The sequence below is a fragment of the Bacteroides ilei genome (assembly GCF_900128495.1).
Lineage (GTDB): Bacteria > Bacteroidota > Bacteroidia > Bacteroidales > Bacteroidaceae > Phocaeicola > Phocaeicola ilei.
This window is the reverse complement of the sequence record NZ_LT635801.1, coordinates 2,540,391-2,558,970: the sequence shown is the minus strand read 5'-3', so window position 1 is coordinate 2,558,970 and position 18,580 is coordinate 2,540,391. Positions and strand designations below refer to the sequence as shown.

The 18,580-nt window shown below is 50.4% G+C and carries 13 protein-coding genes; 6 read left to right on the top strand and 7 right to left on the bottom strand.

Features of this window, described 5'->3' with window-relative positions:
• Positions 1–5 precede the first annotated feature (5 nt).
• The 5 genes from BQ7489_RS11025 to BQ7489_RS11010 all read right to left on the bottom strand — a co-directional run bounded on the left by BQ7489_RS11025 (position 6) and on the right by BQ7489_RS11010 (position 7,560).
• Positions 6–1,634 carry a family 43 glycosylhydrolase gene (locus BQ7489_RS11025; protein ID WP_072532143.1) on the bottom strand — a complete coding sequence of 543 codons (1,629 nt, stop codon included), beginning with the start codon at positions 1,632–1,634 and terminating at the stop codon, positions 6–8.
• 138 nt (positions 1,635–1,772) lie between these two features.
• Entirely contained in the window at positions 1,773–2,348 is a 576-nt protein-coding gene (locus BQ7489_RS17905; RefSeq protein ID WP_317042541.1) for a hypothetical protein, read from the bottom strand.
• Complete coding sequence (locus BQ7489_RS11020; RefSeq protein ID WP_317042540.1) at positions 2,270–4,756, bottom strand: glycosyl hydrolase 115 family protein; 2,487 nt, start codon at positions 4,754–4,756, stop codon at positions 2,270–2,272. Before BQ7489_RS11020 ends, BQ7489_RS17905 begins: the two co-directional genes overlap by 79 nt.
• A 165-nt stretch (positions 4,757–4,921) precedes the next feature.
• A complete protein-coding gene (locus BQ7489_RS11015) occupies positions 4,922–6,196 on the bottom strand; it encodes a sensor histidine kinase (protein WP_072531040.1) in 1,275 nt (424 codons plus the stop codon).
• Entirely contained in the window at positions 6,193–7,560 is a 1,368-nt protein-coding gene (locus tag BQ7489_RS11010) for a sigma-54-dependent transcriptional regulator (RefSeq protein ID WP_072531039.1), read from the bottom strand. The genes BQ7489_RS11015 and BQ7489_RS11010 overlap by 4 nt, the downstream gene beginning before the upstream one ends.
• Before the next feature lie 405 nt (positions 7,561–7,965).
• Between BQ7489_RS11010 and BQ7489_RS11005 the strand changes: the two genes are divergently transcribed.
• The 3 genes from BQ7489_RS11005 to BQ7489_RS10995 are packed head-to-tail and all read left to right on the top strand — an operon-like array spanning position 7,966 to position 13,438.
• Positions 7,966–10,317: an FtsX-like permease family protein gene (locus BQ7489_RS11005; protein WP_072531038.1), complete on the top strand. Its 2,352-nt coding sequence runs from the start codon at positions 7,966–7,968 to the stop codon at positions 10,315–10,317.
• 55 nt (positions 10,318–10,372) lie between these two features.
• Positions 10,373–11,071 carry an ABC transporter ATP-binding protein gene (locus tag BQ7489_RS11000; protein ID WP_394334069.1) on the top strand — a complete coding sequence of 233 codons (699 nt, stop codon included), beginning with the start codon at positions 10,373–10,375 and terminating at the stop codon, positions 11,069–11,071.
• A 15-nt stretch (positions 11,072–11,086) separates the two neighbouring features.
• Positions 11,087–13,438, top strand: a complete 2,352-nt coding sequence (locus tag BQ7489_RS10995) for an ABC transporter permease (protein ID WP_072531037.1) — start codon at positions 11,087–11,089, stop codon at positions 13,436–13,438.
• Positions 13,439–13,587: 149 nt separating this feature from the next.
• On the opposite strand, the gene BQ7489_RS10990 is transcribed toward BQ7489_RS10995, so the two are convergent.
• The gene (locus BQ7489_RS10990; protein WP_072531036.1) at positions 13,588–14,487 is read right to left on the bottom strand and encodes a diaminopimelate dehydrogenase; all 900 of its coding nucleotides are present in this window, start codon (positions 14,485–14,487) and stop codon (positions 13,588–13,590) included.
• Positions 14,488–14,643: 156 nt separating this feature from the next.
• Between BQ7489_RS10990 and ruvA the strand changes: the two genes are divergently transcribed.
• Together ruvA and rd are read left to right on the top strand one after the other, a co-directional pair.
• A complete protein-coding gene (ruvA, locus tag BQ7489_RS10985; RefSeq protein WP_072532141.1) occupies positions 14,644–15,240 on the top strand; it encodes a Holliday junction branch migration protein RuvA in 597 nt (198 codons plus the stop codon).
• 71 nt (positions 15,241–15,311) lie between these two features.
• Positions 15,312–16,049: a rubredoxin gene (gene rd / locus BQ7489_RS10980; RefSeq protein ID WP_072531035.1), complete on the top strand. Its 738-nt coding sequence runs from the start codon at positions 15,312–15,314 to the stop codon at positions 16,047–16,049.
• A 90-nt stretch (positions 16,050–16,139) separates the two neighbouring features.
• Here the strand turns inward: rd and BQ7489_RS10975 are convergent, their stop codons facing one another.
• Positions 16,140–16,970, bottom strand: a complete 831-nt coding sequence (locus BQ7489_RS10975; RefSeq protein ID WP_072531034.1) for an outer membrane protein assembly factor BamD — start codon at positions 16,968–16,970, stop codon at positions 16,140–16,142.
• A 104-nt stretch (positions 16,971–17,074) separates the two neighbouring features.
• Between BQ7489_RS10975 and BQ7489_RS10970 the strand changes: the two genes are divergently transcribed.
• On the top strand, positions 17,075–18,541 hold the full coding sequence (locus BQ7489_RS10970; protein ID WP_113745258.1) for a CCA tRNA nucleotidyltransferase: 1,467 nt from the start codon (positions 17,075–17,077) through the stop codon (positions 18,539–18,541).
• The last annotated feature ends 39 nt before the right edge of the window (positions 18,542–18,580 follow it).

The following is an 18,580-nucleotide window of genomic DNA, read 5'->3' as shown; positions in this document are numbered from 1 at the left end:
CGGCCTCAGCGTCCGGCAAATACCAGGTTATGGAGTTCACAAAGGGACTTGTCGGGCGTATCAGAGGAAAAGACGAAAAACAAGGCCTGCTTACCCTTGAAATCCTTGGCTTTCGGAACATCAATACGCATCTCGGTAATTTCCTGCCGGGCATCCCTGTCCAGGTGCAACGTACCGATCTTCACCCCTCCGGCGGTGCTCCAGGGACTGCCCACCATGACGTCGACAGTACCTTCCACTCCCAACGGTCTGAGGGAGAGGAGCAGCTCGGCTTCTTTATCCGGATCAAGAAGGCCGAAGTTAAAGTATTTGTATCCGACAATGGAACCTGCCGTATTGTTCACCACCGGATTGCTGTTCACACGCAGGTCATAGAGCGCATCGAAATTCGTCTCGTCACCATACGTAGGCTGAACGTAAGAGCCCGAAAAGAAGAAATTGGGCCACTCGTTATAGGCCGGACGCGGTCCTGTATAGTAACAGGCAATACCGGCCGAATAGCGCTTATAAGGATTAAGACCGTCCGTTTCGAAACCCTCGGACGTATATTCCCCTTCCGTTATCTCCACTTTACCTCCAGGCCCCTCGGTCACCTTCACTTCGATGGGAGCCACCATTGCCTGACGGGCGTATTCGTTCGTTCCGCACTGGCGGTGATAGAACACATACCACTGGCCTTTAATCTCCACAATACTGCCGTGGGTGTTTCCACCCGGTGTAGCCGTCAGGATAGGCTTGCCTTCGGCATCCACACCACGGGCACGGCCGTCAATCAGCGTACCGCCATAAGTGAAAGGCCCCAATGGGTTGTCACTATAGGCATAAGCCAATGTATAGTTGCTGCCGGGAAAACCGAATTCACCTTCGGCCGTCCAACGGCTGTATATAAAGACATACTTATCCTTGATCTTCCGGATGGACGAAGCCTCGAAAAAGCGGAATACCCCGTCCTGCTTGCGGCTTGATACCATATCCTTCACAATCCGGGTCCCCGGTTTTACGGTAGCCATGGTAGCGGGATCAAGCTCGGCACCCAACGACTCCTCGAAGCCCCAGTAGCCGTATACCCGTCCGTCGTCATCCACGAATACAGCCGGATCAAAGGCCAATACTCCATCTGTAGTCTTGGGTGATTCCTTGCTCCAGTTGCATACCGTAAACGGTCCGTCAGGACGGTCGGACCTGGCTATCATACCGTTGCGTCCGCCAGCCTGGTTGTTGGGATAAAGGTAATAGGTCTTCTTCCCGTCCTTACCCGTCACTTCCACCACATCGGGGGCATAAAGTATATCACCGGTACCGTCCACATTCAGCAGATTGCCTTCGGCATCGGTCTTCGACTCGAATATCACTCCGTCATAGCGCCAGTTGTTCAAATCATCCACCGAAGCCGACCACACCACTTGCTCGCGCCCGCAATACTCTGTCTTCATGGAATCATGCGACCCGTAGACATAGACCCGGTACTTGCCCGGTTGGTCGGGGTCTTCAAATACATAAGGCTCCCCATCAGGGATGTATTCCCACAAAGGCAGGAACGGATTGGCCGCCGGCACCTCAGGCGTATGAAACCAGGAAAAAGCGCCCAGCAGAGCCGGTACAATCATACGGATAAAACGGTTTCTTTTCTTCATGTCATCATAATAAAATATATACTGATTCAAAAATAATAAATTCGGATTAAAAAACATGCGCCTGCGGTATAAAACAATTTATTCATACAAAATCAAACGCATTCATATCCTTGTAACATCCGGTCATCCCCATGTCTGTCAATCAAGGCCGGTTTCCTGTCCGTGCCGTTTCTCCGGAGCACCAAAATAACTCGGATAGCGGTTGTCGGGATTCACGACAATGCGTTCAAGGACAATTTCAGGATCGACCATGAAAATTTTCAAGGTGTGCATACCGGCCTTTTCCACATCCAATTTTACGGTAAGCCAACGTTGGTTGTCGAATACCTCGTCACGACGGGGCTGCCCTTTCCCGAGAAGCCTGATACTTGTATCCTGCCCGGGCAAAGGTTTCAGATTGGGCGATTTGGCAAGATTAGCCCGGGTATATTCCCTGAACTCGTCATGGAATCCTTGCCGCGCATCGATTACCTGCGGCTCTTTATCATCAAGACCTACCGCAATGCGCAACCCCCTTTCGGGATAGACATCCTGTACCGGCAGAATACCGATGCAGACGGACAGATTCCCCGTATCGGGCAACAATACCTGGTATTCCAGATACGGTGCATCTCCGGGAGATACGCTCTCTGTCGTTACCGGAACGATACCCATACACGCCTTCCCTCTACCCAAATCGGGCAAGACAGTCCATGAAGCTTTCTGAGCCGGCACATTCTTAATTGTTTATAAAGGTAGGCAGGTATGGAGAATTCGCTTCCACTCAGATTCCCGAAGTAAGGTGCGTCACTTTCAGGCACTCTTCCCTTTACGGCCCGTATCACGACTGGCACATCCACCTTTTCACTCTGAATATCCAGACGGGCCTCGTGTGTTCCGTCGGCAAGCGCTTCCCAATCAATGCCGACCTCAATCCGTTTCTCTTCCGTTACTTTCCCTTTTCCGGTGCTGACCTTGATCCAAGGTTGCGATGCCACGGCCGTAAAATCAAAACTACCCTTGCCACGATTAAAGAGATCAATATAATATGTCTGGTCAAGCAAGGCGTCGAATACCGAAAGTTCCAGTTTTCCCTCTGCTTCCGTCGCCTCGCTTCCTTCTACACTGATTCCCATGGCCGGAGTTTCCAACCGGTCGACCGATTTCAATTCAGGTAACTTGGCTTTTTCAGGCATCGACCACTGGGTATAGCCAATGTGGATGTCGGACATCATATTCTTCCATTTACCGTTTGCCAACGTATCATTATAGTACCGGCTGAGACTCAAATCCCTTTCGAACAAGGTTTCCGCCAACTTAGCATAGCCGTTTGCCGACGGCCGGCCCTGACGGGCATAAAGACGATTCCTGGTAACGGCCGAATAGATCCGGGCTATGCCGGAAGATGCGACCGCCGGATAATACACCAACTGGAAATAGGCATCCTGCTCTTCTTTCGGAATACGTGCCCGGAGCTGTTCCGCCTCTTCTTCCAAATCCTGCCACAACCGTTCCACCCGGTCTGTCTCCCGGTGATTCACCACACTGAAGATACCGGGAACCTGTACCTCGGCCTTGCGCCAAAGATTATACTTGGCATATTTTGAAACGATGTCGGCCACATCCTCCGCATATTCGTCACCGAAGTTCTGTCCTGCCCACTCCCGCGTATACTCATCTACCTTGTCGGCCGGAATGGCATCCGGGTTCCAGGCATAACGCATAATGAAATCAATAGGGAGTTCCTTAGGCTTTAAATCGCCGACGTTAATGATCCACAAGTCATCGATTCCGGTTTCATAGGCCAGATGAAACTGCTCTCGGAGTTTCGGTATGGGCGATGTATTCACCCAACGGTCATTCCACGGGCCTCCGTTCATATCAATATGATAATACAGGCCCAATCCTCCTTTACGTTGTTTCTCCTTCAATGGGCCACCCCGGCGGATATAGCCCCAATTATTGTCGCAAAAGAGCAGAAGCACATCATCAGGCACCGTAAATCCCTTATCGTAATACCGTTGTACCTCGGTAAAGATCGCCCAAAGTTGCGGAACCTCCGACGGATCTTTCCCGTACACGTCTTGTATGATCTGACGTTGCCCTTTTATCACGTCACGCAATACCTTCATGTTCTCTTCATCACTGCCGTTACCCATTGCCACATCACCGTCGCCACGCATACCAATGGTGATGAGGTTGTCAAAATTCTTGTTCCGTTCCAACCCTTCCCGAAAGAATTTATCAAGGTTCTCCTTGTTCGTGGCATAATTCCATGCCCCTACCTCCTCTTTTCTCTTCGTGTATTCCTTGTGGGCACGCATCATCGGTTCATGATGCGATGTCCCCATAATGATACCGTATAGGTCTGCCAGAACAGGATTCTGCGGATCATCCTCATTGAAGGCTGTAGCCCACATAGCCGGCCAGAAATAGTTTGCCTTCAAGCGCAACAAGAGCTCAAACAGATGGCCATACATTTGTGAATTCAATCCCCCGAACTTAGCCGATGCCCAACCACCGAACGAAGGCCATTCATCATTGATGAAAATGCCACGGTATTTCACTTTAGGCGAAGGCTGGACGTACTTGCCGGCCGCCACATAGACAGATGGACTTTTACGTACCGGTACATCCGCCCACCAATACCACGGCGATACCCCCATCTTCTCCGAAATGTCGTAGATACCATAGATAGTGCCACGTTTGTCACTTCCGGCAACAACCAGATTTCCGTCTATGGTCTGTATCAGAAACGATTCCCACCGTCCTTTGATAGCAGACACATCTATTTTACCTTCGGCAACCAGCCGGTCTATCAAGGGACTCTTCCCCACTGTACCGATGATGACGGATTGTGATACAGGTGAAGTGACCTTCTCCAGACTTGTTGTTACACCCGTTACCTTATAAATATCGTCTACCAGGTCACCGGCCGCACGGATCACCCCCTCCCAATCTTCAGGAGAGACACAGACGGCAGCCGCCTTACCTTTTGCCACAATGCAGAAAGCACCGGACGAACCTTCATACCGGACATACTGAGGTACCCCACTCAACAGGCCAGTCTTTACCGGTTCACACTTGCCTGTATATCCGAACATCGTCAGAAGAATAATGGAAATAATGACAATCTGTTTCATACAATATATATCCTAAAATTACTTTATCGGCTTTTCCATACAAAAATAAAAAAACTGTCCAGACTATAATCCACATCCGTATCGTTTTTATCTCAAAATCATTCATTAAGGGATGTAGCAATACCCGCCATGGACAAATTGACCGACAATCGAATATAGATACAATTAATTTTCCGGAAAAAACAAAGTAAAGCAGGATCCCTTACCCGGCTCCGATGCTACCCGGATGTATCCCCCATGCAGAGATACGATCTGCTTGCAGAGACTCAATCCGATTCCGGACCCTCCCGACTTTGTGGTGAAGAAAGGCACGAAAATCCGTTCGGCCACTTCCGGAAGGATACCCACCCCATTGTCACGGACCATAAAGGTGACACCTCCCGAACAGGAAAGAGCCTCGACCTCTATCTTTGGGGAAGGGATGCCGGAACAAGCCTCCCGGGCATTTTTCAACAGGTTTATGAACACCTGTTCCAACTGGGCACGGTCGGCCTGCACTACACACGAGGGCGTAACTTCACCGAAACGCAAGGCCTCATCGGGGAACAGGCGGCGTAAATCGGAGAAAAAGGAAGAGACCTGTACGGAACGCTTCACTGGCGACGCAATACGGGTAAGCTTACGGTAATTCTCGACAAATTCGAGCAATCCCTTGCTGCGGCGGTGGATGACCTGCAGCCCCTGCCGGATATGCTCCTGCAGAAGTTTGTCTGATCCGGGACTCTGCGTGCGTTCACTCAACGTTTCCGACAATGATATAATCGGACTGATGGAATTCATTATTTCATGGGTCAGGACACGGATTAACTTCTGCCAGGCTTCCATCTCATTCTTTTCAAGTGCCCCATGGATGTTTTTCAGACTCACCATGTAACATTCACGCCCCTGCAACTGCACCCTGACTGCCGACAAGGCCAGATCAACAGGCGGAACGCTTCCTTCCAGGCGGATCACCGGGTCATTCTTTCTGATTCCGTCCCATACTTCATCCGGCATCCGGTGTACATCGCCGAACAAATCCCGGGCGGCCCTGTTCATCCATTCGTTCCTTCCGTCGCCGTCGGCCACCACTACAGCCGTATCTACCGTATCCAACAGATTTCCATAATACTGACGACGCACCTCTTCATCTGCCAGACGCTCCCTGACCTGTTTTATGGCCGAAGTCCATTCCGCAGCCAGTTCATTCATGGCCCTGTTACGGAAAACAGGATAAGGCAACTGACTGAAGTCGGAGCGTTTCATCCCCTCCACAATCCGCCTCATCATTTCCACCTGCTTCATCTGGACCCGGTAAAGGTTACAGCACAGTCCTGCCGCCACGAGTACGCATAACGCCAGGCAGAACCACAACTGCCAGTAAAACGCCAGCATGGCACCTGCAACAGACAGTACCAGACCCAGGATATGGGCCACCAAAGAACAAACGTATGTTTTCATAATCCCAACTTTTCCATTTTCCGGTACAAGGTAAACCGGGTAATTCCCAGAAGTTCGGCCGCACGCGTCATGTTACCTCCGCTCGCACGCAAAGCCCGTTCTATCACATTCCGTTCCACCTTCTCCAGATTCAGTTCACCGTCGGCCGGCGTTTCTACCGATTTTCCGGAAGGAGGGAACAGGAAATCATCGGGACGCAGCAGCGGATGGTCGGCCAGAATTACAGCTCGCTCCAGGGTATGCTGCAGCTCGCGTACATTGCCCGGCCAGCCATACCTCATCAGTTTCTGTTTCGCCTCCCGGGTCATGCCACGGATCTCCTTCTTGTACTTCCTGTTATATAAAGTAAGGAAATGACTGCCTAGAAGCAGGATATCCTCCCCTCTTTCACGCAAGGGAGGGATAGGAAGCTCGATGGTATTGATACGGTAAAGCAAATCCTGCCGGAAAGTCCCGTCGTCCACCTTCCGACGCAGGTCGGCATTGGTGGCACAGATCAGTCGTACATCGATCGATACCGGCTCTACCGCCCCCAACCGGGTAATACACCTTTTTTCGATAGCGGTAAGCAGCTTTGCCTGCATAGGCAGCGACAAGTTACCTATCTCATCCAGGAACAAGGTTCCCCCCGAAGCCATTTCCATCCGTCCGGGCTTCGACTTGCGGGCATCCGTAAACGCCCCCTTCTCATAGCCGAACAGCTCACTTTCAAACAGCTGCTCCGGGATACTGCCCAGATCGATAGTCACAAAAACGTCCTGCCGACGCGGGGAAAAGAACTTCAGCATGCGGGCCACCAAGTCCTTCCCGGTTCCGTTCTCTCCCAGAATCAGGATATTGGCATCGGTATCCGACAGCTTCGCCACCGTTTCCCTAACCCGCATCATAGCCGGCGAATTTCCAATCAGTTCGGGCAGATCATCCCCTCCCTGCAGGATATTCACCTGATTCTGCAGGCGTCCCACTTCCTGCCGTGAACGGCTCAGCTTCACGGCCGACGAAAGTGTAGCCAGCAGTTTCTCCTTCTCCCAAGGCTTCGACACGAAATCGGTAGCCCCCGCCTTGATGGCACGTACCGCCTTGTCGGTATCGGCATAGGCAGTCATGAACACAACAACCGCCTGAGGGTCAAGTGCCAGAATCTGTTCCAGACAATCGAAACCCTCCTGCCCGCTGATGGCGTCCCGACGGAAATTCATGTCCAGCAGGATAACGTCCGGCCGGAAACTTTTCATGAAATACTCCACTCTGGAAGGCTGCGTAGTCACCTTGACCTTCTCCATATAAGGCTCCAGCAGCAGGTTGAGAGCGAAAAGCACATCCTCATTGTCGTCTATAATCAATATTTTCCCTTTTTCATCCATAATCCATCTGTTTTACAGTATCCGTTCATTTTATCACCCGAGTGAAAAGATATTATCACCCGAGTGATAAATTCTTATCACATTGGTGAAACGATCTTATCACTAAGGTGATAAGATCAGATCGGCCTATTATCTACCGCACTCCTTACGGTACAGGCAAATATAGAAAAAAAGAAATTGTGCTGTACGTGCTACATCGCACGTTTTTTGTGCGTATACGCACACTTTTATAAGTTTCAATATTTGCATATATCGCTGTATTACAACAGTTTGAATAGTTGGCACACTTTTTGAAATTAAAATTCAGGAAAACACCGGTAAAATTACCGAAGGATATGATACCTTTGGTGCCATCCGGATACCCGGTCACGAAGACAGACACACATACACAACACCATATATTATATGAAAACGATGAAATATGCTTTACGGTTTCTCTTGCATGCCCGGACCTACACGGTAATCAACCTGTTGGGACTGGCCTTCAGTCTGGCGTGCAGTATCATCCTGATCCGTTACATCTACCGGGAACTGACGGTAGACAGTCATTGTTCCGACCGGAATTCGGTGTACGGAATCGAGATAGAAATGGAAGGGAACCGATACCTGGGAGGGCTGACTTTTGAATCGGACAGTGCCGTCATCGATCCTGCCTGGATCAGGACGAAGGCAACCGTCATTCCGCTGGAAAACGAATTCGTACTGATAGACAGACACCGTTATCCTTTGCAGGCATTGGTAGCCGACGATAACTACTTCCAGCTTTTCCACTTCGAGACCGTACAAGGTGAACTATCGCTCGACACCCCCGAATCGGCCCTCCTGATGGAAAGCTTTGCCAGGAGACTGTTCGGAGCACAAAATCCGGTAGGGAAGACACTGCTGTTCTCGAACGGAAAAGAACTGACCGTAAGAGGAATTCTGAAAGATCCGGCCAACAAATGTTTCCTGAACTTCGACATACTGGTCTCTTCTCTCCAGGCCAGCCTATGGTCAAGGATGCCGATCGAATTCTACTCCTTCACTCCCGGAACCGACCTGAAGAAGATTGCCGCATCGGGCAGGATCAGACGCCCGGTAAGCCCGTCCAATCCGGGCTGGAGAAGTTACCAGTTCAAGCTGATATCCGACAAAGACCTGTACTGGTCGGGACTGGGAAGTTCCATTGACAGTATCTATCAATGGGGGAACCGGCAGCAGCTCCATATATTCACGGCGGTATGTATCATCCTGCTGCTTACCGGACTGCTGAATTTCATCAACCTTTATCTGGTATTCATGCAGAAACGTACACGTGAATACTGCCTAAAGAAAGTATTCGGCGCATCTCCGAAAAGCATCTTCCTGCAAATCTACGCCGAAAACCTCTTACTGATGCTTGCAGCCCTGACCGTAGCCTGGGCGGCAGTGGAGCTAACCGGCCACCCTACAGCCCGGTTCTTCGGTACGAGATTCAGCTACACTCCGTTCGACGGCATACTGTCGATAGGGTTGCTGCTACTTTTTCCACTCCTTGCATCCGTCTATCCCTACCTGAAGTATACCCGTACAGTTCCGGCCGTACGCCTGAATGTCACGACCCACTCCCGGCAGTCGGTCCGCCTGCGTATGGGACTGCTTTTCTTCCAGTACCTGCTAACATTTGTCCTGGTTATCCTGGCCTGCTACTTCAACAGGCAGTTGGACGTCATGTTACAGACCGATCCCGGTTTCCGGACCAAAGACATACTGATAGCCAAACTGTACCATGAAAGTGAAGACTACAAGGCCCAAGACCGGAAAAACCGGAAAAGCCGGGTGCGGCAGATAGCCTCGCTGTTGAATTCCTGCCCCGACATTGAAACATGGACAAGTGACGCCACCTGGCTGGGAACCAGTGAATATACCCTGGACGCCATCGGTGCCGACGGACAAGTGGTCCCGCTCTACAACTGGTATGCCACCCCCGAATTCTTCAGGCTCTATGAATTGCCGGTCATCGAAGGAAGTATTTCCACGGCAGAAACAGAAACGGACGACTTGTCCGGTTTCGAATCCTTCTATGTGGTCAATAAAGCCGCATTGAAAGCCCTGGGATACACCAGCTGCCTGGGCAAGTCCATCAAGCTGAAAGGAGACGACAACGCACTCCCCATACGGGCCGTCATTGACGACTATTACGACGGGCGGATCAGTGACGGTATCCGGCCGATGATCTTTTCGGTAAGTAACTTCTCATACAGCGACTACTACCAGATAGCCTTTTATCCGGGAAAGGAAAAGGCGGTAACCGGTTTCCTGAAGAAAGTGGAAAAAGAAGTGTACGGCACAGAAGACTTTGAATATGATCTGTTCGAGAATAAAGTCAGACACATCTATGCGGCCGAACACCGTACAGCCACCCTTTACGGCATCTTTGCCGGAATGGCCGTCATCATCTCATGCCTCGGCCTGTTCGGACTGTCACTTTTCGACATCCGCCAGCGTTACCGTGAAATAGCCCTCCGCAAGGTAAACGGAGCGCGAAACAGAGACCTTTACCGGTTGCTGTGGCGCAAATACGTATACATGCTGGGCCTTGCCTTCGTCGCCGCAGTCCCCGCATCCCTGCTGCTGATCCATTACTATACCCTCGGCTATGCGGTAAAAGTCCCTGTAGAACCTGCCATCTTCCTGTGGGCTCTGGCCATCGTCGGCCTCCTCACGCTGGGTACACTCTGCTGGCAGATCCATAAAGCCGTACGGATCAACCCCGCCGACATCATGAGGGCAGAATAACATCGGCATTATATATAACCTGTCAAAAACAACGGACCAAACAAAAAACATGCATATGGTAACAACAGACTCAAATCCGATTATCAGTGTAGCCCACCTGCAGAAAGTATTCCGCACCGACGAAGTGGAGACATGGGCCTTGAACAACGTAAACCTGGAAATAAAGGAAAAAGAATTCGTCGCAATCATGGGACCTTCCGGCTGTGGAAAATCGACCTTGCTCAATATCCTCGGCCTGCTGGACAACCCGACAGCAGGAAGCTACGTCCTGAACGGAAACGAAGTGGCCATGCTTCCCGAATCCAGACGTACCGCACTACGGAAAGGAATCATCGGCTTCGTATTCCAGAGCTTCAACCTCATCGACGAACTGAACGTATACGAAAACATCGAACTCCCCCTGCTTTACATGGGCATTCCCGCATCCGAAAGGAAACGGAAGGTAGAAGAAGTCATGAAGCGGATGTCTATCAGCCACCGTGCCAAACATTACCCCCAGCAACTTTCAGGAGGTCAGCAACAGCGTGTAGCCATAGCCCGGGCGGTGGTAGCCGGACCTAAAATCATACTGGCCGACGAACCTACCGGTAACCTGGACTCCAGGAACGGCAAGGAAGTGATGGAACTCCTTACCGAACTGAACCAGGAAGGCACCACCATTATCATGGTAACCCATTCCCGCCATGACGCCGGCTATGCCGACCGTATCATCAACCTGTTCGACGGACAGATAGTAACCGAGACATCCCTTTAACGCTCCAGAAAACATATGACACTTATACAACACATCAGGCTCATCCTGCACGGTTGGCGACACGACAGGCTTTTCACCATCATCTCACTTTTCAGCCTGACAGCAGGAATCTGCTTCACCTGCCTGCTGACAGCCTTCGTGACGTATGAATCGAACATCGAATCGGGTAATCCCAACCGTGACCGCATCGTACGCCTCACCCAACCCATGCCGGTATCCGACAAAACCGTACAGGGAAGTTTTGTATACGGCGGAAGCGTTCCCGAAATCATGGAAGCCCTGCCCGAAGCCGAAAGTTTCCTGCGCACACAGACACAAGAGAAAATCCAGGTACAGGTCGGGAAGGAGATTTTCCGGCTAGACCATGTAATGGCAACCGATTCAAACTTCACCCGCTTCTTCCCTCTGCAGGTACTTCAAGGAGATATCCGGGAAGCCATTACCCGCCCCGACCAGGTAGCCCTAAGTCAGGAAACCGCCACGAGGATATTCGGTACAGCAGAATGTATAGGGAACGTACTGACTCTTCCTTTTTACGGGAAACAGCTTGTACGCGTTGCCGCCGTATACCGGCATCCCGACCAAAGTGTACTGAAGACAGACGCCCTGCTTGCCTTGAAGCCTGAACAAGGAATCAACTGCTATCTGATGCTGCATCCGGAAACAGACCTGCAGACATTCCGGAAACATCTGGCCGGGCAAGAACTTCCCTGCCTGCTGGGCACCGGACATTACCAGGCACAAACCCTGCAGGAATCATATTTCGACACCCGGCTGGAAGACGCCGATTACTGCTGTTTCCGGCATCGGAATCCGCAGATGCTGCACATCGGACTGGTTGCCGCCCTGCTGATCCTCTTCATCGGATGTTCCAATTATATCAACCTCAGTTTCTCCCGGTTATTGAAGCAGATACATACCCTCCGCATTGAAATGCTGATGGGAGCCGGCAGCAAGGATATCCGTATCCAGCTTTTTACAGATACATTCCTGCTGATCCTGCTTTCCTTCCTGTTTTCTCTGCTGCTGATGCACGACGGGCTACAGGTCTTCAACCGGATGCTTGACACACAGATCACCACTGGCTATCTGTTCTCGTGGCAGGTACTTCCATGGCTGGCAGTCTTTCTTGCGTTCATGGCCGTAGTGCCATCCCTGTACACCAGCCGGAAACTGATCCATCTGTCAGAAAGCCGTTACCGCGACTTCTATACCGGGCGGAAACGCCGTTTCATTACCGGATCACTACAGACACTGCAGTTTACCTTTACCCTGGGATTGTTATCGGCCTTCCTTATTATCCAGAGCCAGACTGCACTCATAACGTCAGGAGGGGAACGTTTCCGCCATACCCTGACCCTCTACCATGAGGGAACGGGGACTCCAGCCGTCGGCAACTGGCTCCAGGAGGTAAAAGGATGGAAAGAGACCGCCGATGCCACCGCCTCATCAAGCGGCATCTACAGTGGTATGATAGCCGTCATACTACCCGGACAGGACCAGAACCATGTCCAGTTGGTCGACATGATTGAATGTGACAAGAATTTTCTGTCCTTCTACCGGATGGAACTGCAGGATTCCGTACAGACCATGCAACGCCTCTCCCGGCTTCCCCGACCGATACTGGTCAACGAGACTTTCATCCACATGTTTGTTCCGTCCGGAGAAAATCCGATAGGACAACCCGTCACCCGGTATGTAGACGAAGCCAGTTGGGAGGGAGAAACTATAGCCGGTGTCATCAAAGACTTCGTCAAGCTGTCCCTGGACAAGCCCGTCTACCCGCTGCACCTGAAAATACGCCAAGGAACACCTTCCGACTTTGCCTGTCTCACGGTACGTATCAACCGGCAGGAGCCTGAAGCAGACCGGAAACTCATAAAGAAACTTCAGGAAAAATGGGAAGAACGTTATCCGGATACCCCATTCAGTTTCACAGACGACCACCAGTTTTTCCTGAACGAGAACAAGGATACGACATCACTCTCGGATGTATTGCTGCTATACACGGCCATCAGCCTGCTGTTGACATTCTTCGGACTGTTCGGGCAGATCCGTTTCACAGTCCGCATGCGCCTGAAAGAACTCTGCATCCGGCGCATCCATGGAGCCGGGCCGGAACAGATCCTGTATTATCTGGCACGTCCGTTTATCCGGTATCTAGGCGTTGCATTCACCGTCAGCACCCTTATAACATATCCGGCAATGCACCACTGGCTGGAAGGCTTCCAATACCGCTCCGGAATAAATGTCATGCATTTCCTGCTCCCCCTCCTGGTTGTCGGCGCGTTTACCTTGCTGATTATCGGCACAAGCTGCAAGGAAATTCTGAAAGGCAGTCCTATCCGGTTCCTGAAACAAGACTGATCATCCTTACGGCACAATACTCCAATACAGGTAATCCCTATTTTGAAAAAAGGACAGGATGTCTCTTCCCACTCAAAACATCAGGGAAACGAGACATCCTGTCCTATAGAATCAACAAATAACGTAAGCTATATCACCATGACAAGTGATTATACCAGATGAGAAATCAGCTCTTCACGGTCACCGGCCAGCAGGTCGATTACCGGAATTTCAATCATCGTATAGCAACCCGGCTGCTGTTTCATGGAAGCACGGGCTACACACACCAATACCTGAGCTGTCAAAGCAGGGTTATTGATTTTCATATCGAATTCGAACAACTGGTTGTGTGTCTTTCCGGATACCCCCTTACGGACCAGGTTCACTCCATGACCAACATCATTCAGGTCGTCTACACAAGGGACCTGGATAACATGGGTTTCATCATTCACGAAATAGGCATCCGACTTGATTGCAGCCTCAACAGTCTTGAAATCGGCACCCTCTTCCAGTTCCACATATACCATACGGCGATGGATTCCTGTCCCTACCGGAATAGTCATTGACAGCGCGTCCTTGACACCTGCAATGGCACGCACCGCTACAGAATGTCCCATACTGCGCCCCGGGCCGAAATTAGTATAAGTGATACCTTTCGGAGCGATGGCTTCCAGCAACGTACGTACCACCGAGTCACTTCCCGGATCCCATCCGGCAGAAATGACAGATACGGCATTGTGTGCCTTGGCTGTCTCGCCCAATGAACGGCGCAATGAAGTAATCTGGGTATGGATATCGAAACTGTCGACGGTATTGATACCCAAAGCCAGGATTTCCTTTGCATACTGTTCCACGCTACGGGTAGGAGTAGCCAGGATAGCCACATCCACGTCTTTCAGTTCTTTGATATCTTTGACAACAGGATAACCGGCCAATTCGGCAGGCTTGTTTTCTGCACCATGACGGCGCACGATACCTGCGACTTCAAAATCGGGAGCAGCTTCCAGCGCTTCCAATGTAAACTTACCAATGTTTCCGTATCCAACTACGGCAGCTCTAATCTTTTTCATATCAATTGTTTGATTTATTTATTGTTTGATTGACAAATATACGGAATTAGAACATTTCCAGACAAGCCTCCAGGCTATGTTTTTAAATATTTCATATTTTATTTTCTGCGTTTACTTATGATTTCATATTTTTGCATTATCTTTATTAACAGATATATGATTGAATACGTAAAAGGAGAACTGACTGAAATCACTCCGGCACTGGCCGTAGTGGAATGTCACGGAGTGGGTTATGCCGTAAACATTTCGCTGAATACCTACTCGACCATCCAGAACAAGAAAGAGGTAAAGCTATATATCTACGAAGCCATCCGTGAAGATGCATACGTACTTTACGGTTTCGTAACCAAACAGGAACGCGAACTGTTCCTGCTGCTCATTACGGTTTCGGGTATCGGAGGCAATACGGCACGCATGATCCTGTCGGCCCTGACGCCGTCTGAACTGTGTAACGTAATCAGCACAGGAAACGACAAGCTGCTGAAGACTGTAAAAGGAATCGGCCTGAAGACCGCCCAACGTATCATTGTCGACCTGAAGGACAAGATTGCGGCAACAGGCATCGATTCGGCGGCAACGGTCTCTTCCATTGCCACGACGGTCAATGCCGAAATCTATGAAGAGGCAGTGGCAGCCCTTACGATGCTGGGATTCGCACAGGCACCCTCGCAGAAGGTGGTATCAGCCATCATGCAGGAAGCCCCTGATACCCCGGTGGAAAAGGTTATCAAACTGGCTTTAAAACGTCTGTAACCCAGTCGGATAACAGCGTTACCGGAAAAATTATATATTGACATACCATTAACTTTAAAAACAATACGATTATGACACACACTATGCCGAAACTTGCTTACGCACAGGATGCACTTGCCCCGTACATGAGCCAGGAAACAATGGAATTCCATTATGGAAAACATTTGCAGACCTACATTGACAACCTGAACCGGCTGATCCAGGGTACACCTTTTGAAAAGATGTCGCTGGAACAAATCATCCTGAAATCGGACGGCGGGATATTCAACAATGCGGCCCAGACCTGGAACCATACATTCTTTTTCCAGACACTGACCCCCACACAACCAGCCATGCCGGCCAGACTGGCGGAACTGCTGGCACGTGATTTTGGTTCGGTTGATGCATTCAAGGAACAGTTTACCAAAGCGGCCGTGGGACTGTTCGGTTCCGGATGGGTATGGCTGGTTTCCGACAAACAACATAAACTTTCAATCGTGGCAGAACCGAATGCTGGGAATCCATTGACCAAGGGCCTCAAGCCGATTCTGGTCATCGATGTATGGGAACACGCCTACTACATTGACTACCGCAACCGCCGCGCTGCCTTTGTGGAAGCTTTCTGGAAACTGGTGGACTGGAACAAAGTGGCCGAAAGATGTGTGATGAAACGCTATGAATGTACCGCATGCGATTACATCTACGACCCCGAAAAAGGCTCACCCGAAACCGGAATCGCTCCAGGAACGCCGTTTGAAGAAATACCGGACGACTGGACATGCCCGATATGCGGCCTTTATAAGGATGCATTCAAGCCGATTGACGACTGACCGTAACAAACACAATAACAACCCAAAAAGACGGCCTGTCCCCACTTTCTGGAGACAGGCCGTCTTTCCTCTACAGAATTGAGGCCAGCATCACTTTTCCGATGCCTCCCCTTCCTGCATTTTACGGGTTACAAAACGGATTTTCAGGTTGGCTTCCTTCTGCTCCTTCCTGATTTCCTCCATCCCCGACAGGATACGGGCCAGATCAGAAATCCGGGCAACAGCCTTGACATCGTCTGGCCGCATCACCGTCTTATAGTTGCGGTCACCTAAAAACTCCAACGAAATCTTCTTGTCCTGGTTGGCGGTGATAAAAGCGGCTACCCCTCCGTCCTTGGAACCGACCCTATAGTCCGCCTTTTCTATGGCACGCCCCAAATCGGTCGTTTCATAGCTGTCGGAAGAAGCCGGTGTCTCGGCCGACATATCTCCTACACTCACCTTTACCGCCGTATGATGGATATTCCCTCCTCCACAATAGATGGAAGTAAGCGACATCTCTCCCATTTCATTCACCTGGGCACGCAGGAACGAACGGCCAATATTCTTCTCAACCACCTGAGTCGGATAGAAATAGTTGCCGACCTCCTGATAGGCAGTATCCTTTTCAAACACAAAATCGGACTTGACAGAATCCAGCTCCGCCTGTTTCACCACCATCATGCTGTCAAGATAAGCCAACGTTTTCCGCTGCTCTTCCAGATCAATCTGCTGCATCAGCTTGATACCTGCCTTACGGGCGTCGAAAGCTTTCGGATAAAGCGTCCGGATACTGTCAAGCTGAAGTTTAGCCAGGTTATAATCGCCTGCGGCAAAAGTTTCCTGCGCCCTCTGGTACAGTTCTCCGGCTTTCTTGCCATCACTGTTGCATGAAGAAAGTGCCGCCATCATCAATGCAGCTACCAACATCGTCTTTTTCATATACTTAACACATTTTTAGTACGACAAAAATACAACTTAATTATTTCATCCGCCACAAACCTCCCCTTTTTTTTGTAATTTTGCAGCCCAATCATAAAAACAATATGGAACTGAAAGAACACTTTACTGGCAAAATATTCAAACTGATCTCCGAAACCGCCGATGAACTGGGACTGGAATGTTATGTTGTAGGAGGATACGTACGCGACATCTTCCTGAACCGCCCTTCCAAAGACATTGATGTGGTAGTGGTAGGAAGCGGTATCGAAATAGCCGAAGCCTTCGGAAAAAAACTGGGACGGGGAGCCCATGTTTCCGTGTTCAAGAACTTCGGAACGGCACAGGTGAAGTTCCATGATACCGAAGTGGAGTTCGTAGGAGCACGCAAGGAATCATACAGCCACGACAGCCGCAAGCCTATGGTAGAAGACGGCACCCTGGAAGACGACCAGAACCGGCGCGACTTTACCATCAATGCAATGGCTGTATGCCTCAACAGCAACCGCTTCGGAGAACTGGTCGACCCGTTCAACGGACTGGCTGACTTGAAAGAACGTATCATCCGTACTCCGCTCGACCCTGACATAACCTTCAGTGACGACCCGCTGCGCATGATGCGGTGCATCCGTTTTGCCACCCAACTGAACTTCTACATAGAAGACGAAACGTTCAACGCACTGGAACGCAACCGCGAACGTATCAAGATCATTTCACGCGAACGCATCGCCGACGAACTGAACAAGATACTTCTGTCGCCCGTTCCGTCGAAAGGTTTTGTCGATCTGGACCGCTGTGGACTACTGGAACTGATTTTCCCGGAACTGGTTGCCCTGCAAGGTGTGGAAATACGGAACGGACGAGGACATAAGGACAATTTCTACCATACGCTGGAAGTTGTGGATAACATAGCCAAGGTGACCGACAACCTGTGGCTGCGCTGGGCTACCCTGCTCCACGACATAGGCAAGCCACGTACCAAACGCTGGGACCCCCGCGCCGGATGGACCTTCCATAACCACAATTTCATCGGAGAAAAGATGATTCCCGAAATTTTCCGCAAGATGAAGCTTCCGATGAATGAAAAGATGAAATATGTACAGAAACTGGTAGGCCTGCATATGCGTCCCATTGTCATTGCCGACGATGTAGTAACCGATTCGGCTGTCCGCCGCCTGCTCTTTGAAGCCGGAGACGACATAGACGACCTCATGCTGCTCTGTGAGGCGGACATCACCTCGAAAAACGAGGCCCGTAAACAACGGTTCCTCGACAACTTCAAACTGGTACGCCAGAAACTGAAGGACCTGGAGGAAAAAGACCGTATCCGCAATTTCCAGCCTCCGGTAGGCGGAGCCGAAATCATGCACGTGTTCAATCTGCAACCCTGCCGTGAAATAGGTAGCCTGAAAAGTTCCATCAAGGACGCCATTCTGGACGGTATCATCCCTAACGAACATGACGCAGCATTTGAATACATGCTGAAAAAAGCCGAAGAAATGGGGCTGAAGCCGGTCAACCTTGGAACAGCCTCTCCCAGCTCCCAAACGGCGCCAGACATACCAAATATTTGAAATACAACAGGTATGATACTCAAGCAAAAATTACATAAA

What these genes read in the sequence shown, in the direction of transcription:
- BQ7489_RS11025 (WP_072532143.1), bottom strand. Translation starts at nt 1,634, where the DNA reads ATGAAGAAAAGAAACCGTTTTATCCGTATGATTGTACCGGCTCTGCTG.
- BQ7489_RS11020 (WP_317042540.1), bottom strand. Translation starts at nt 4,756, where the DNA reads ATGAAACAGATTGTCATTATTTCCATTATTCTTCTGACGATGTTCGGA.
- BQ7489_RS11015 (WP_072531040.1), bottom strand. Translation starts at nt 6,196, where the DNA reads ATGAAAACATACGTTTGTTCTTTGGTGGCCCATATCCTGGGTCTGGTA.
- BQ7489_RS11010 (WP_072531039.1), bottom strand. Translation starts at nt 7,560, where the DNA reads ATGGATGAAAAAGGGAAAATATTGATTATAGACGACAATGAGGATGTG.
- BQ7489_RS11005 (WP_072531038.1), top strand. Translation starts at nt 7,966, where the DNA reads ATGAAAACGATGAAATATGCTTTACGGTTTCTCTTGCATGCCCGGACC.
- BQ7489_RS11000 (WP_394334069.1), top strand. Translation starts at nt 10,373, where the DNA reads ATGGTAACAACAGACTCAAATCCGATTATCAGTGTAGCCCACCTGCAG.
- BQ7489_RS10995 (WP_072531037.1), top strand. Translation starts at nt 11,087, where the DNA reads ATGACACTTATACAACACATCAGGCTCATCCTGCACGGTTGGCGACAC.
- BQ7489_RS10990 (WP_072531036.1), bottom strand. Translation starts at nt 14,487, where the DNA reads ATGAAAAAGATTAGAGCTGCCGTAGTTGGATACGGAAACATTGGTAAG.
- ruvA (WP_072532141.1), top strand. Translation starts at nt 14,644, where the DNA reads ATGATTGAATACGTAAAAGGAGAACTGACTGAAATCACTCCGGCACTG.
- rd (WP_072531035.1), top strand. Translation starts at nt 15,312, where the DNA reads ATGACACACACTATGCCGAAACTTGCTTACGCACAGGATGCACTTGCC.
- BQ7489_RS10975 (WP_072531034.1), bottom strand. Translation starts at nt 16,970, where the DNA reads ATGAAAAAGACGATGTTGGTAGCTGCATTGATGATGGCGGCACTTTCT.
- BQ7489_RS10970 (WP_113745258.1), top strand. Translation starts at nt 17,075, where the DNA reads ATGGAACTGAAAGAACACTTTACTGGCAAAATATTCAAACTGATCTCC.